This window comes from Lysobacter koreensis (assembly GCF_042677045.1).
GTDB lineage: Bacteria > Pseudomonadota > Gammaproteobacteria > Xanthomonadales > Xanthomonadaceae > Lysobacter_K > Lysobacter_K koreensis.
Map to the genome: position 1 here is coordinate 1 of NZ_JBHTIH010000003.1, position 14,219 is coordinate 14,219.

At 69.7% G+C, this 14,219-nt stretch carries 14 protein-coding genes and 1 pseudogene; 9 read left to right on the forward strand and 6 right to left on the reverse strand.

The annotated features are described in order from the left end of the window. A pseudogene (locus tag ACFQZQ_RS05385) lies at positions 1–193 on the forward strand (thioesterase); the annotation flags it as partial. A 184-nt stretch (positions 194–377) separates the two neighbouring features. Next, positions 378–1,337 carry a DUF6602 domain-containing protein gene (locus ACFQZQ_RS05390; RefSeq protein WP_386811672.1) on the forward strand — a complete coding sequence of 320 codons (960 nt, stop codon included), beginning with the start codon at positions 378–380 and terminating at the stop codon, positions 1,335–1,337. Between the two features lie 827 nt (positions 1,338–2,164). Here ACFQZQ_RS05390 and hemB read toward each other — a convergent pair. Continuing rightward, a complete protein-coding gene (gene hemB, locus ACFQZQ_RS05395) occupies positions 2,165–3,157 on the reverse strand; it encodes a porphobilinogen synthase (RefSeq protein ID WP_386811673.1) in 993 nt (330 codons plus the stop codon). Between the two features lie 58 nt (positions 3,158–3,215). Between hemB and ACFQZQ_RS05400 the strand changes: the two genes are divergently transcribed. Both ACFQZQ_RS05400 and ACFQZQ_RS05405 read left to right on the forward strand, forming a co-directional pair. After that, the gene (locus tag ACFQZQ_RS05400) at positions 3,216–4,055 is read left to right on the forward strand and encodes an ABC transporter permease (protein ID WP_386811674.1); all 840 of its coding nucleotides are present in this window, start codon (positions 3,216–3,218) and stop codon (positions 4,053–4,055) included. After that, complete coding sequence (locus ACFQZQ_RS05405) at positions 4,052–5,614, forward strand: dipeptide ABC transporter ATP-binding protein (RefSeq protein ID WP_386811675.1); 1,563 nt, start codon at positions 4,052–4,054, stop codon at positions 5,612–5,614. Before ACFQZQ_RS05400 ends, ACFQZQ_RS05405 begins: the two co-directional genes overlap by 4 nt. A gap of 210 nt (positions 5,615–5,824) precedes the next feature. Here ACFQZQ_RS05405 and ACFQZQ_RS05410 read toward each other — a convergent pair whose 3' ends face one another. From ACFQZQ_RS05410 to ACFQZQ_RS05430, 5 genes are all read right to left on the reverse strand, one after another. Further along, positions 5,825–7,489, reverse strand: coding sequence for a PA domain-containing protein (locus ACFQZQ_RS05410; protein ID WP_386811676.1), 1,665 nt, complete (start codon positions 7,487–7,489; stop codon positions 5,825–5,827). Continuing rightward, entirely contained in the window at positions 7,486–7,941 is a 456-nt protein-coding gene (locus ACFQZQ_RS05415; RefSeq protein WP_386811677.1) for a post-PEP-CTERM-1 domain-containing protein, read from the reverse strand. The genes ACFQZQ_RS05410 and ACFQZQ_RS05415 overlap by 4 nt, the downstream gene beginning before the upstream one ends. A gap of 218 nt (positions 7,942–8,159) precedes the next feature. After that, positions 8,160–8,408, reverse strand: a complete 249-nt coding sequence (locus tag ACFQZQ_RS05420) for a hypothetical protein (RefSeq protein ID WP_386811678.1) — start codon at positions 8,406–8,408, stop codon at positions 8,160–8,162. Positions 8,409–8,493: 85 nt separating this feature from the next. Beyond that, positions 8,494–9,522, reverse strand: a complete 1,029-nt coding sequence (locus ACFQZQ_RS05425; protein WP_386812542.1) for a chorismate transformation enzyme, FkbO/Hyg5 family — start codon at positions 9,520–9,522, stop codon at positions 8,494–8,496. Positions 9,523–9,533: 11 nt separating this feature from the next. Then, positions 9,534–10,985 (reverse strand): NAD(P)/FAD-dependent oxidoreductase, encoded by a 1,452-nt coding sequence (locus tag ACFQZQ_RS05430; protein WP_386811679.1) that lies wholly within the window; start codon positions 10,983–10,985, stop codon positions 9,534–9,536. Positions 10,986–11,118: 133 nt separating this feature from the next. Between ACFQZQ_RS05430 and ACFQZQ_RS05435 the strand changes: the two genes are divergently transcribed. From ACFQZQ_RS05435 to ACFQZQ_RS05455, 5 genes are all read left to right on the forward strand, one after another. Next, positions 11,119–11,388, forward strand: a complete 270-nt coding sequence (locus tag ACFQZQ_RS05435) for a phosphopantetheine-binding protein (RefSeq protein WP_386811680.1) — start codon at positions 11,119–11,121, stop codon at positions 11,386–11,388. After that, positions 11,363–12,118 carry a ketosynthase gene (locus tag ACFQZQ_RS05440; RefSeq protein ID WP_386812543.1) on the forward strand — a complete coding sequence of 252 codons (756 nt, stop codon included), beginning with the start codon at positions 11,363–11,365 and terminating at the stop codon, positions 12,116–12,118. Before ACFQZQ_RS05435 ends, ACFQZQ_RS05440 begins: the two co-directional genes overlap by 26 nt. 76 nt (positions 12,119–12,194) lie before the next feature. Then, entirely contained in the window at positions 12,195–12,497 is a 303-nt protein-coding gene (locus tag ACFQZQ_RS05445) for a hypothetical protein (RefSeq protein WP_386811681.1), read from the forward strand. Continuing rightward, the gene (locus tag ACFQZQ_RS05450) at positions 12,494–13,561 is read left to right on the forward strand and encodes an LpxL/LpxP family acyltransferase (RefSeq protein WP_386811682.1); all 1,068 of its coding nucleotides are present in this window, start codon (positions 12,494–12,496) and stop codon (positions 13,559–13,561) included. Before ACFQZQ_RS05445 ends, ACFQZQ_RS05450 begins: the two co-directional genes overlap by 4 nt. Further along, positions 13,443–14,192, forward strand: a complete 750-nt coding sequence (locus ACFQZQ_RS05455) for a LolA-related protein (protein ID WP_386811683.1) — start codon at positions 13,443–13,445, stop codon at positions 14,190–14,192. The genes ACFQZQ_RS05450 and ACFQZQ_RS05455 overlap by 119 nt, the downstream gene beginning before the upstream one ends. Positions 14,193–14,219: the final 27 nt, after the last annotated feature.

Genomic DNA, 14,219 nt, shown 5'->3' on the forward strand with positions numbered 1-14,219 from the left:
CTTCCTGCTGCGCAACGAGTTCTGGCGCGACGGCGAGCAACTGGCCGCACGCGTCACCAGCGCCGGCGGCTGGCTCGACCTCGCGCTGCGCAAACTGACGACACCGCCCGAAGCCCTGTTGGCAGCATTGCGCTCGCTACCGGTGACGGAAGATTTCCAGGCGTTGGCTTCGAGCATCAAGCCGGCGGTGTAGGGCGCAATAACCGAAGGGCATTGCGCCGGATGCGTGGCGCGGAGCGATTGAACTAGATGGCGGTGGTGCGATGCGCTTTGCTAATTGCGTCTCACGAGTTGACGCAGTCGGGTAGCCACCGGAACATCGATTGCATATCCCGTTTCGGGGTCTGTCAGGCGTTAGACCCGAGGAGTTTCTGCCGATGCCCCAAGATAAAAAGCATGATCTCTATGACTTCATGCAGCAGATTAGTTCTGAGATGGCAGCGGAGTACGACCGGATTCAAAAGCGTGCGACGGAAGATCCAGGGACTGCGGGCGATCAGGGCGAAGAGAATTGGGCAGAGTTGCTACGCGACTGGTTGCCTCAAACCTACGAGGTGGTGACCAAAGGCAGAATCATTAGCCAAGAGGGAGCAACGAGTCCTCAAATAGATGTGCTGGTCCTGCACGAAACCTATCCGAAGAAGCTTCTCAACAAGAAACTATATTTAGCTGCGGGTGTCGCTGCTGCGTTTGAGTGCAAGACTACCCTGAAGGCTGCACACATCTCCGAGGCGATGGAGAACTGCGCAAAAATAAAAAATCTGTATCCAGCGCGCGTTGGCACTCCTTACAAGGAGCTACATTCGCCCCTAGTTTATGGTTTGCTCGCTCATTCTCATTCGTGGAAAGGAGCAAATTCCACGCCGGAACAGAACATAGAGCAAAAGCTGCGCGAGGCTGATGCAGCTTATGTCACACACCCTCGGCTCCAACTAGATTTCCTATGCGTTGCAGACTTGGCGGCGTGGAGTTCTTCTTCGATGACTTTTATTGGCCCCCGTCAAGTGCCTGACTGGTCAAGCCTAGCCTCAGCGTATGGCCCCACCGGCTCAGCTACCACCGCCTACGTGGGTCACGCGCGCGTCAAAGATCAAGTTGATCAGTTCACTCCAATTGGCGTACTGATTTCTTACCTGTCCCAGAAGCTCGCCTGGGAGAATTCATCCTTACGGGGTCTTGCTGACTACTATCGGATAGCAAACATTGCCGGCTCTGGAAGCGGCGAAATGCGAAAGTGGCCAAGCTCAATCTATAGCGACGAAATCCGGGGCCGTGTAGAGGCTGGCCAACTCACCAATGGCAAGCCGTGGGACGAATGGCACCTTGCTTTTCAGTAGCGGATTGCAAATTCATTCAAGCCGAAACCGCTGCGTCGCTTCATTGGAATGTGCTGCAGTTCCATTGCATCAACCCGCCGGCTGACACGTTGCGGCTAGGCCTAGTTCAGGCGTTAGGCATTACACGGAATTTTCGCAGATGCTAAAAGCAACCATTCGCTGGCTCTTCGGTCCCCGGCACACGTGGGCATGCGTGCTAGTCATCGCCGCAGCTCTGGCTATCTGCCTTCGCCAAGACGCGTCGGAGCCGCTCGTGCGTCTTGCCGGGCTTGGTCTAGAGCTATTAGGTGTGTTCACGGTCGTATTGGGACTCGTAGACACGCGCAAGTTCTTTAAGTTGCCACCAATCGTCTCAAGGTTTCGAGACTGGCTTGGCGCAGCTCCTTTCCGCGGCCCTCACGTCGTCGAGGCCACCGGTCACGCTACCCTCGGAGGCGTCACATGCGAAGCGCGTGGCTACGCCACGCATGGTGCCGGCGACAGCCCTACAGCCGAAGGGCGCATAGAGGCACTTGAGCAGAATCTTGTAGCGGTCCACCAACGAATCAGCGGGCTAGAGCGCGAGTACGATGGCCAGCTACGTGGCTTGGCCGACCGCATCCACTCGGAATACAGTTCGCTTTCAAGTGCTCTAACGCAAGCGCAAGTTCGCTTCGAAAATTTCGGAACCGGGGGCATCGCAACTACTGCAATGGGTACTGCTTGGCTGCTGGTCGGGCTATCCTTAGCACCGCGAGCGTAGAGATTGCGGAGCTGCTGGGTAGCGTCTAACAATTCATTCAAGCCGAGCCGCTTCTCGGATCTACTTAATTCAGCGTCCTTCTGCTCTAGCCCGCATCCCGCAACCACGCCCCCGCATCCAGCGCGAAATACGTCAGCACGCCATCGGCGCCGGCGCGCTTGATGCTGGTCAACGCTTCCAACGCGCAAGCGCGTTCATCGATCCAGCCGTTGCCGGCGGCGGCCTTGAGCATCGCGTACTCGCCGCTGACCTGGTAGACGAAGGTCGGGGCGCCGAACTCGTCCTTGGCGCGGCGGACGATGTCGAGGTAGGGAAGGCCGGGCTTGACCATGATCATGTCAGCGCCCTCGTCGAGGTCGAGCGCGATTTCGCGCATCGCCTCGTCGCTGTTGGCCGGGTCCATCTGGTAGGTGTACTTGTTGCCCTTGCCGAGCGCGCCGGCGCTGCCGACGGCGTCGCGGAACGGGCCGTAGAACGCGCTGGCGTACTTGGCGCTGTAGGCCAGGATCTTGGTGTGCACGTGGCCGTCGAGTTCGAGCGCGTTGCGGATCTGCCCGATGCGGCCGTCCATCATGTCGCTGGGCGCGACGATGTCGGCGCCGGCGACGGCGTGCGACAGCGCCTGCTTGACCAGCGCTTCGACGGTGGCGTCGTTGACGACGTAGCCGCTGTCGTCGATCAGACCGTCCTGGCCGTGGGTGGTGTACGGGTCGAGCGCGACGTCGGTGATCACGCCCAAGTCGGGGAAGCGTTCCTTCAACGCGCGCACCGCGCGCTGGCACAGGCCGTCGTCCTGCCACGCCGCTTCGGCGGTCAGCGACTTGGCCTCGGGCGCGGTGACCGGGAACAGCGCGAGCGCCGGCACGCGCAGCTCGCTGGCGCGCTCGGCGACTTTCAGCAGCTCGTCGATCGACAGGCGCTCGATGCCGGGCATCGACGCGATCGCCTCGCGGCCTTTCAATTCGTGCACGAACACCGGGTAGATCAGGTCGTTCGCAGTGAGGACCGTCTCGCGCATCAGCCGGCGCGAGAACTCGTCGCGGCGCATCCGCCGCGGGCGTGTGTAGGGATAGCTCATGGCGGCGAATGATACGCCCCGACGCCATACGCCTCAGCCCAGCGGCTACGATTCACCGATGCGAACGCTGCGTTCCCTGCCCCCCGTCGCCCGCGCCTGCCTGATCGGGCTGGGCGCGCTCGCGTTGCTGTGCTGGCTCGGCCCGGCGCTGAGCCGCTTCGACCCGCACACGCCGGATTGGAGCGCGCTGTCGGTGGCGCCGGGCGTGGCCGGGCACTGGTTCGGTACCGACGCGATCGGCCGCGACGTGTTCGCGCGCACGCTCGCCGGCGGGCGGCTGTCGCTGACGATCGGGCTGCTGGCGAGCGTGGTCGCGCTGGGGATCGGGTTGGCGTACGGCGCGATCGCCGGCCTCGCCGGTGGCCGGGTCGAGCGCGCGCTGCTGCGGGTGCTGGACGTGTTCAGCGCGTTGCCGTTCCTGCTGGTGGTGATCCTGCTGCTGACCCTGTTCGAGCGCTCGCTCGGGCTGCTGCTGGCGGCGATCGGCGGCTACGTCTGGATCGACCTGGCGCGGGTCATGCGCGCCGAGGCCGCGCGCCTGCGCGAGGCGCCGTTCGTGCTCGCCGCGCAAGCCGCCGGTGCGAGCTTCCGCCAGCGCCTGCACTGGCACGTGCTGCCGAACCTGATGCCGCTCGCGTTCGTGTACCTGGGCCTGATCCTGCCGCAGGCGATCCTGGTCGAGAGCTTCCTCGGCTTCCTCGGCCTGAGCGTCGACGAGCCGTCGGCGAGCTGGGGCACGCTGCTCAGCGAGGGCGTGCAGGAACTCGACAGCGCGCCGTGGACGCTGCTGTTCCCGGCCGGCTTCCTGGTGGCGACGCTGGCGGTGTTCCAGTTCCTCGGCGATGGCCTGCGCGACTGGCTCGACGTGCATGGGCAGACCGAGGCGGCCGCGGCATGACGGCGCTGGTCGAACTGCGCGGGCTGCAGGTGGACAGCGGCGCGCGGCGGTTGCTCGGCCCGCTCGACCTGCAGCTGCAGGCAGGCGAATGCGTGGGCCTGGTCGGCGAGAGCGGCAGCGGCAAGAGCCTGAGCGCGTTGGCGCTGCTCGGGCTGGTGCCGCCGGCGTTGTCGACGCGCGGCGGCCTGGCGGTCGACGGCCACGATGTCGCGTTGAATTCGCGCGAGCACGTGGCCTTGCGCGGCCGCGTGCTCGGCTGGGTGCCGCAGGACCCGCTGGCGGCGTTGCATCCGCTGCGCAGCGTCGGCGTGCAGCTGACCGAGACCCTGCGCGTGCTGCGCGGCCTGTCGCGCGCGCAGGCGCAGGCCGAGGCGCTGTCGCTGTTCGCACGCGTGCAGCTGCCCGAGCCGGGCGCGGCGCTGCGCAAGTACCCGCACCAGTTTTCCGGCGGCCAGCGCCAGCGCATCGCGATTGCACTCGCGCTGGCGACGCGGCCGCGCGTGCTGATCGCCGACGAGCCGACTTCCGCGCTCGACGCGCGCATCGCCCGCGACATCCTCGACCTGCTCGACGCGCTGCGCCGCGAGGACGGCCTGGCGCTGCTGCTGATCAGCCACGACCTGCCGCTGGTCGGCGCCTACGCGCAGCAGCTGGTGGTGCTGCAGCGCGGCGCGGTGGTCGAACGCGGGGCGACCCGTGCGCTGTTCGCCGACCCGCAGGAAACCTATACGCGTGAACTGCTGGCGGCCGACACGCTCGCGCCGCTGCCGGCACCGCGCACCGATGCGCAACTACTGCTGCGCGGCGAGCGCCTGCGCGTGCGCTACCCGCGCGCAAGCCGCGACGCGCTCGACGATGTCACCGTCGAGCTGCGCCGCGGCGAAGGCTTGGCGCTGGTCGGCGAGAGCGGCAGCGGCAAGAGCACGCTCGGGCGCGCGTTGCTGCGATTGCTGCGCGGCGCGCACGGGCGGGTGCTGTTGTTCGGCGACGGGCCGGACGCCGTCGATCTGGCCGCCTTGCCGCGGCGCGAGTTGCGACGCCTGCGCGCGCGCATCGGGGTGGTGTTCCAGGACCCGTACGCGTCGCTCGACCCGCGCCTGCGCATCGCGCAGATCGTCGCCGAGCCGCTGCGCATCCACGGCCGCGGCGACGCGGCGTCACGCCGCAGCCGCGCCGCCGAACTGCTGCAGGCGGTCGGGCTCGACCGCGACATGCTCGACCGCTACCCGCACCAGTTCTCCGGCGGTCAGCGCCAGCGCATCGCGATCGCGCGCGCGCTGGCGACCGACCCCGAGCTGCTGGTCTGCGACGAGGCGGTGTCGGCGCTGGACGCGCACCACCGCGCCGCGATCCTCGCGCTGCTGGTGACGCTCAAGCGCGAGCGCGGGCTCGCCCTGCTGTTCGTGACCCACGACCTGGCCGCGGCCGCGGCGGTGGCCGAGCGCATCGCGGTGCTCGAGGACGGCCGGATCGTCGAGAGCGGCGTCACCTTGGAGGTGCTGCGCGCGCCGCGGCATGCGCATACGCGGGCGCTGCTGGCGGCGCGGCCGCAGGCGTAGGGCGGGCTCAAGCCCGCCGTTCTATTCGGCACGGACGCCATGCCATCCGCGTGGCGTGACATTTCCCGGTTTACGCAGCAGTGGGATATGGCGATGGCGGGCTTGAGCCCGCCCTACGCGACTCCGCGCCGCTTGCTCGCCGCACCTACCCGAAACAAAAAAACCGGCGCCACCAGGGCGCCGGTTCGGTCGATCATCAGCTGCGCCGGGTCAGGGCTTCAGGTTCTTCGCCGTGCACAGCAGGATCGTCGCCCCTTCCAGCGGTGTGACCAGCTGGGCCGATCGCAGCCGCTGCTGCAGGTCGACCATGCAGCGCACGTACTGGCCGGGACGCGGCGACGACACCTTGCACAGGTTGTTCCAGGCCTGCACGTTGGCGCCGACGATGAAGCCGCCGGGTTCGAGCACGTCCACCTCGGTGTTGCACTTGCCGATGCGGGCGTTGCCGCCGTTCACCTGCCAGCCCATGTCGCGGTACAGCGCCGGGGTGAGGTCGACGTTGTACTGCGCCTGCACTTCCGGGGTGTCGAACGGTTCCATCAGCGCGTTGGGCTGCAACGCGGTGTCGTAGTGCGAGAACGTGGAACCGGCAGCGACGACGGTCGGCGAGTACAGGCGCACGCGGCCGGCCTGGTCGGCGCCCTGGAACAGCGCCGGGTCGACGAACAGGTTGGCGGTGACCGGCGCGTTCGCCTTCAATGTCGCCCCGTCGGCCTGAGAGACCATCACGCTGGGAATGGTGATGGTGGGGTCCGCCCCGCCCATGTCGATCACGCCGGCGGCGTTGTTGGCGATGATCACGCCCACGGCGCCGTTGAGTTGCGCGTTCTTGGCCTTGACCACGAATCCGCAGGTGCCGCGATCGATCAGCGCGTACTTGCCGGCGACCGCCGCGGCGTTGACGAACGGGGTCTCGCAGCCGTCGCTGGTGCTGGCCGCGGCGACGCCGTCGTTGACCAGGACCGCCTGGTTGCTCGGGAAGTTCGCCGCCGACGCGAACGCCCCGAAGCTGGCGAAGCCGACCTCGTAGCTGCCCGCCGCCGCCGCCGGTGCGGTGACGAGCAGGGCGGTGCGGTTGTCGAGCACCAGCGGCGCCTCGTTGTTGACCCGGGTGCCGGTCCAGACCGTGCGACCGGGCGAACGCATCGCCAGCGCGCGCTGCGCCGGCGTCGAGGCGGGATCGTTGAAGCCGACGTTGGCGACGTTGTCGAACGCGTTCTGGGTGTAGGCGTCGGAACGCGGGCCGAAGCCGTCGAAGTTGCCGAACGCGCCGGTGCTCTTGCTGAGGAAACCCTGGAAGCCCAGGCCGTGGCCGATCTCGTGCATCACCACGTTGAGGAAGTTGATGCTGTTGGCGGGAGTGATGCCGTCCAGGCCGTAGTACCAGTCCAGGCCGGTCAGGCAGTTCGGGTTGACGCCCAGGTCGCCGTTGAAGCGCGAGACGATGTCGGCCGGGTCGGCCGGGTCCGGGTCCAGGTCGATGCCGGCCAGCGAATCGGCGAGCGCGGAGCTGTACCAGATGCCGGCGATCGGCGCGTTGGGGAAATCGCGGTCGATCCAGTTGGCGCCGGCCGAACCGAGCACGCCGCTGGTGGGCGTGCACGCCAGCGCCTGGAACGAGGCCCCGACCTTGATCGGCACGTCGCTCTTGAGCACCGCGCCCCACAGGTCCATCGCGAACAGGTAGGCGATGCGCCGCTGTTCGCCCAGGGTGGTGCCCGGGTTCAGGCCTTGCGGGGCCTTCGGGGTCGGGTCGTCGAGGCCGGTGCCGGTGCCGGCGTCACCGTTGAGCAGCACCAACTGCGCCGCGTTGGCATCGGTGAGGGCGAAGGCGCTGCTCAGCGCCAGCGCGCAGGCGAGGGTGAGCTTGCTCATTTCAGCTCCTCCCGCGCGGCCGCATTGGCGGCGTCGTCGCTGTGCTCGATGTGCAACTTGCCGGCGGCGTCGCGGCGCACGGACACCGTGCTCATCTGGTCTTCCGGCAGCTTCACCGAGACGCCGCCGTGGCCGTGCTGGCGCACGGTCGCGCGTGCGGCGGCCTCGTCGTCGGGCGCGTTGAACGTCCGCGCCATGCCTGGCGCGAACGTCGGCGCGCGGCCCTGGGTCAGCATCTGGTCGAGTTGCGCGCTTTCCTCGACGCTCAGCGGGCGCAGCCGGCCGGTCTTGGCATCGATGCCGACCTTGATGCCGCCAAAGGTGGTTTCAGCAGTGGTGGCTTGCGCCGCCGCTGCCGGCTGGGGCGAGGTTTTCGGCTCGACGGCGTGGGCGTTCATGCACGCGCCCAGGGCCAAGCCCGACAACAACACGCAGGTACCTGTCCGATTCATGGAGTTGGCTCCGGATCACAGTGAGGAACGCCCCCCAACGATGTCGCTGCATCGTGCTGTGTCGACCCGCGGGGGTGCCGTTGTTGGGCCCCCCCAAGCCCGCATCGAGTCTGCGCCCGATTCCGCCGCCAAAACACCCGCGCGCGGCCCTGAACAGGGCGCGCGCACGCATGAAATTCTGAACCGGTTAGCTCACCTGCCGCCCGATCGTCTCGCCGTCAGATCACCCCGCCGCCCAGGCTCAGGCGGGCGATGCCGACCACGATCACGATGCAGTTGAGGATCAGGCCGGCCTTGGCGCGGCCGCGGTTCTCGCTGCGCGTGATCGCGATGCCGATCGCGCCGATCACCGCGCCGATCGCCGCGAACGGGATCAGGAACCAGTTGCCCCAGCCGAGCAGCGGGATCAGCGCGACCACCATCCACAGCATCGCGGCGATGCCCCACAACAAGCTGATCAGTCCCATCGAAAGTCTCCGTGTCCGGTGGCAGATGCCGGCCATGGTGGCACGCGCCGGTGTCGCGCGACGATCGCCGGCGCGGCCATGGAGCTCAGGCGTGGCTGCCGTCGATCTCGACCCGCAGTTCGCGCCGGCACACGTTCGCGTGCAGCACGATGCGCGGCACGTCCGCGCCCAGGCGCGCGTCGAGCAAGGCCGCGACCGCGGCGAGTTCGTCGTGGTCGCGCACGTAGACCTTGAGCCGGGTGCCCGGGCCGAAGCGCGCCGGCAGCGACGGCCGCTGCAGGCGTGCCGCCGCGATCAGGCTGTCGAAGTTGGCCAGGGTCTCGTCGACCTGGGTGGCGACGCAGTCGGCGTGGCGCGACTCGTGGCCGACGATCGCGGCGGTGCCCGACAGCAGCAGCGGCATCGGCTCGGGCGGCAGCAGCGCGCGCGCGAAGCTCGGCGGCTGCGGGCCGTACACGCGCGGGTAGCGGTAGGCACTGAGCTGGCGCGGGTTTTCCAGCGGCGTGCCGGGCGTGCGCGAGGCCAGCCAGTAGACCTGCAGGCTGCCCGCTTGCGACGCGTCGGCGCTGTCGCGCGCCGGGGTGTCGGTGGGACGGCCGATCGCGGTGGCCGCGGGCAGGGTGCCGGCGGGGACATCGCCGAGGCCGCGCGCGCGGCCGACGCAGAAGCGCTTGTAACGCTCGGCGTCGCCGTCGCCGTCGGTGATCGCGTCGAAGTAGTTCCAGATCCGCAGCAGGTGCGGGTAGCCGCGCGCCGCGGTGAACGCGAGCAGGCGCCGGTAGGCCGCCTCGCCGATCCCGTCGATGCCGTCGCCGTCGGCTTCGTCGAGCTGCAGCGCGCCGAACTGCAGCGCGCCGTCCTCGGCCCAGGCGATGCCGTGCTCGCGGCCGCGCGCGACCGGGGCGCCACCGCGCCAGACCTCCAGCGGCGCGGCGCCGCCGTGCGGCTCCAGCGCGACGCGCAGGTAGCGCGGGTCGTCGGCGCGTGGCGCCGCGTGGCCGAAGCCGAACACCGCCAGCGTGTCGGGCGCGGCCAGCAGCGCGTCCAGGGTTTCGTCGCTGTAGTCGACCTGCAGCCGGGCGTGGGGCCCGGACGCGGGGATGGCGTCGCTCATCGGCAGCGCGCTCATGGCTGGCCAGGTTGCAGGGTGTCGCGGTCGCCGCCGAGGCCGACATCGACCCCGACCTGGCGGCGTCGGTGCAGCCAGCCGCGCAGCGCGGTCGGTGCCATGCGCAGCGCGGTCACCGTGTAGATCAGCCGGAACAGGCGCAGCCGGCGCAGCACCGCGCGGTTGTCGAACACGTCGCCGGCGAGCATCGAGATCACGGCCTGCTCGACCTGCCAGTCGTTGCGCGGGCTGTTGAACAGCTGGCGCATCACCGGCGTGTTGAAGCGGTAGATGAACCACTGGAAATGCTTGAGGCCGCGCTTGAGCCGGCGCTCCATAGCGCGCTGCAGCGGCGCCTCGCGCGCGCCGTCGCGCAGCGCGCCGTCGACGACCTGCGCGGCCTGCTCGGCGCTGTTCATGCCCAGGTACACGCCCGAGGAAAACACCGGGTCGACGAACGCGTACGCATCGCCGACCAGCACCCAGCCCGGGCCGGTCATGCGCGTGCAGGTGTAGGAGTAGTTGCCGGTGACGTGCACCGGCGCGACGCGCTGGGCGCCGGCCATGCGCGCGCGCACGGCGGGCTCGGATTCGAGCGACTGCATCAGGAACGCTTCGGTTTCGCCGCGGCGCTGCTTGAGGTACTCGGGGAAGCACACCGCGCCGACGCTCATCACGCCGTCGCGCAGCGGGATCAGCCACATCCAGCCGTGGTCGAAGCGCTGCACGGTGATGTTGCCTTCGTCCTCGCCGTCGCGGCGCTGCACGCCGCTGAAGTGGCTGAAGATCGCCGCCGACTGGTGGCGCGCGTTCTTGCGCTTGAGCTTGAGCTGGCTGCCGAAAAACGCATCGCGGCCGCTGGCATCGACCACGTAGCGCGGCGTCACCTGCAACGTGCCGCCGTCGGCGCTGCGCGCATGCACGCGTTGCGGGCGGCCGTCGGCGCCGAACTCGACGCGCTCGACCTTGGTGTTCTCGCGCGCATCGACGCCGTTGGCCTGGGCGTGGCGGAACAGCAGCTGGTCGAATTCCTCGCGCTTGACCTGGTAGGCGTAACCGAACTGCGGGTTGAGCGCGCGCTCGAAGCGGAAGGTGTTGTAGTCGCGGCCATCGGCATTGGTGCCGCTGCCGGTGATCGGGAACTCGGCACCGGGCTTGAACATGCCGATCGCCTTGACCTGCTCGAGCACGCCCAGCCGCTCCAGGATCGGCAGGTTCATCGGCAGCAGCGATTCGCCGATGTGGAAGCGTGGGTGCGCGGCCTTTTCCAGCACGGTCACGCGCCAGCCGCGGCGCGCGAGCAGGGTCGCCGCGGTGGTCCCGGCCGGGCCGCCGCCGATCACCAGCACGTCGGTGTCGAGCACTTCGGGCGGCGTCGCGGTGGTTGCCTGAACAGGGAAGGCGGATGCGTCGGCGGGGCGGGCAGCGGGCGCCGGCGCGGTGCCGGGCGTGTCGATCGATTGGCTCATCCACAAATCATAGCCCGGCGTCCGCGCCCCCCGCCGGACGCCGCCGCGGCGCGCCGCGGTTGCGCAGGCGCGCGCGATGCCGGATCGTGGCGCCCTCTTTCGCACGATCTGGAACCGCTGGATGTCATCGCCCATGCCCGAACAAACCCCCGCCGAACTCGCGCTCGCCCAGCTGCTGGTCGAGAGCTTGAACCTGGAGGGCGTGGCGCCCGGCGAGATCGACCCGGACGCGCCGCTGTTCGGCGCCGGCCTGGGGCTGGACTCGATCGACGCGCTCGAGCTGGCGCTGGCGATCAGCAAGCAGTACGGCTTCCAGCTGCGTTCGGACAGCGACGAGAACCGGCGCATCTTCGCCTCGTTGCGCGCGCTGTCGGCGCATATCGAACAGCACAAGACCGCGTGACCCGCCGCCGCGGCCCGGGCCTGCGGGCGTGAATCCCGCACCCGCGCGGCTGATGGCGGTCCGGATCGCGTTGGCGGTCGCCTACCCGCTGCTCGCGCATTGGGCCAGCCATCGCGGCGGCGCGCCGGTGGCGGCGCTGGCGTTGTTGGACCTGGCCTTGATCGTGCTGCTGCAGCCGCTTGCGCAGCGGCGCGGCTGGGCCTGGGCGCTGCTGGTGGCGGTCGGGCTGGCGCTGTGGCCGCTGGCGGCGACGCGGGTCCCGTTGCTGCTGTTGCTGGCGCCGCCGCCGCTGTTCACCGGCCTGCTGGCGTGGTGGTTCGGGCGCAGCCTGCGCGCGCCGCGCGAGCCGGTGATCACCCGCATTGTCGCCGCGCTCGAACGCGGCACGCCGGCGCAGCTGGCGCCGGAGCTGTACCGCTACACGCGCCGCCTGACCGGGGCCTGGGCCGCGCTGCTCGCGGGGCTGGCGCTGGCCAACACGGTGCTGGCGCTGGTCGCGGTGCCCGACGGCGTGCTCGCCCAGCTCGGCCACGCGCCCGTGCTGGCGGTGTCGCAGAGCACCTGGTCGTGGTTCGCCAACCTGCTCGACTACGGCATCGTCGCCGGCTTCTTCGTCGCCGAGTACCTGCTGCGCCAGCTGTGGTTCCCGAACCGCTACCGCAGCTTCCTCGACTTCCTGCAGCGCATGGGCGCGCTCGGTCCGGGGTTCTGGCGCCAGCTGTTCGACTGAGGCGCGGGCGGCGCGCAAGCCGCCATGCCCGCACTGCCTTATCCTGTGCCCCCGTGCCGTCGCAGTTCCCGCGCCCATGCGTTTCAGCATTGCCCCCGACCACCCCTGCCTGCCCGGGCATTTCCCGGGGCGCCCGCTGGTGCCCGGGGTGGTGCTGCTCGAGCAGGTGCTGGAGGCGATCGAGGCCGGGCACGGCCCGCTGGGCGCGCTGCGGCTGCCGCAGGTGAAGTTCCTGCAGCCGCTGCTGCCGGGCGAGCCGGCGCGGGTCGAGCTGCGGCCGTTGGCCACGCCCGGCGCCGCGCCGCGCTGGCGCTTCCAGGTGCTGCGCGACGACACCCTGCTGGCCAGCGGCGAAGTCGTCGCCGGAGACCCGGCTTGAGCGCGACCTCCAATTCCCCGGCGCACGCCACGCCGGCGAACGCCGACTGGAAGCAGCGCCCCGAAGGCGGCGGCTGGTTCGCGATCTGGCTGATCCGCACGATCGCCTGCCGCGGCGGCCGCGCGCTCGCGCGCGTGCTGCTGGTGCCGATCACCGCCTACTTCGTGCTGGTGCGCGGGCCCGAGCGCCGCGCCTCGCGCGACTACCTCGCCCGCGTGCTCGGCCGCCCGCCGCGGCTGCTCGACGTCGCCCGCCACGTGCACACGTTCGCGGCGACCATCCTCGACCGCGTGTTCCTGCTCAGCGGCCAGCTGCACCGTTTCGACATCCGCATCGAGGGTCTCGACGCAATCCATACCCAGATCGACCGCGGCCAGGGCCTGCTGATGTTCGGCTCGCACCTGGGCAGCTTCGAGGTGATGCGCGTGCTCGCGCGCCAGCGGCCCGACATCCAGGTGCGGGTGGTGCTCGACAAGGCCCACAACCCGGCGATGACCCAGTTGCTCGACGCGCTCAACCCGGAGATCGCGCGCACCGTGATCGACGCCGGTCAGGACGGTCCGTCGATCGTGCTGGCGATCAAGCAGGCCACCGACGCCGGCGCGCTGGTCGCGCTGCTGGTCGACCGCGCGCGCCCCGGCGAGGCGTGGCTGCCGGCGCCGTTCCTCGGCCGCACCGCGCCGTTCCCGATCGCGCCGTGGCTGATCGCGGCCACGCTCAAGGTGCCGGTCGCGCTCGCGTTCGGCCTGTACCGCGGCGGCAACCGCTACCAGCTCGCGTTCGAGGTGTTCAGCGAGGGGCTAAGCATGGAGCGGCATAACCGCATGCAGGTGATCGCCGCGCTGGTGCAGCGCTACGCCGCGCGGTTGCAGCACCATGCACGCAGCGCGCCGTACAACTGGTTCAACTTCTACGACTTCTGGCATGCCGACGATGCAGCTCAACATGGAACGGATCGACCGCGGGCAATGGACCGACCGCGGGACCAGGAGCCAGCGCCCGAAGCTGGCGTGGCTGTGCGCGCTGGCCCTGGCCAGCGCGCCGCTGTGCGCCGCAGCCACTGAGGCATCGCTGCTCAAGCCACTGCCGGCGCGCGCGCCGCAAACGGCCACGACCCGCGTCGACAGCGACTGGATCCTCGCGCGGCTCGCACGCCCGGCGCCGATGCGCACCGCGTTCGTCGAGCTGCGCGGCTCGGCGCTGCTGAAGGCGCCGCTGCGGATCGCCGGCGAGTACCAGCGGCCCAGCGCCGACACCCTGGTGCGCGAGGTGCGCAGCCCGTACGCCGAGACCACCACGATCCGCGCCGGCGAGGTGCGGATCGCGCGCGGCGACAAGGCACCGCGCACGTTCTCGTTGTCGCGCGCGCCGGAACTGGTCGGCCTGCAGGCGAGTTTCGGCGCGCTGCTGGCCGGTGACCGCGCGTTGCTCGAACAGCACTACCGCGTCGCCAGCCAGGGCACGCGCGCGGCGTGGACGCTGACCCTGACGCCCAGGCACGCCGCGCTCGCGGCCAAGGTGCAGGCGATCGCGCTGTACGGCCGCGGCGCCGAGCTGCGTTGCATCGAGACCCGGCCCGCCCGCGGTGACATCCAACGCACCTTGTTGGCAGGCGCCGCGCGCGCGGCCCAGGACATCAGTGCGGCCGGCGAACTGGTGACGCTGTGTCGCGGCGCCGGCGCCCCCGCTCGATGAGCTCCGCCCGAAACCTCAACGCGCTGA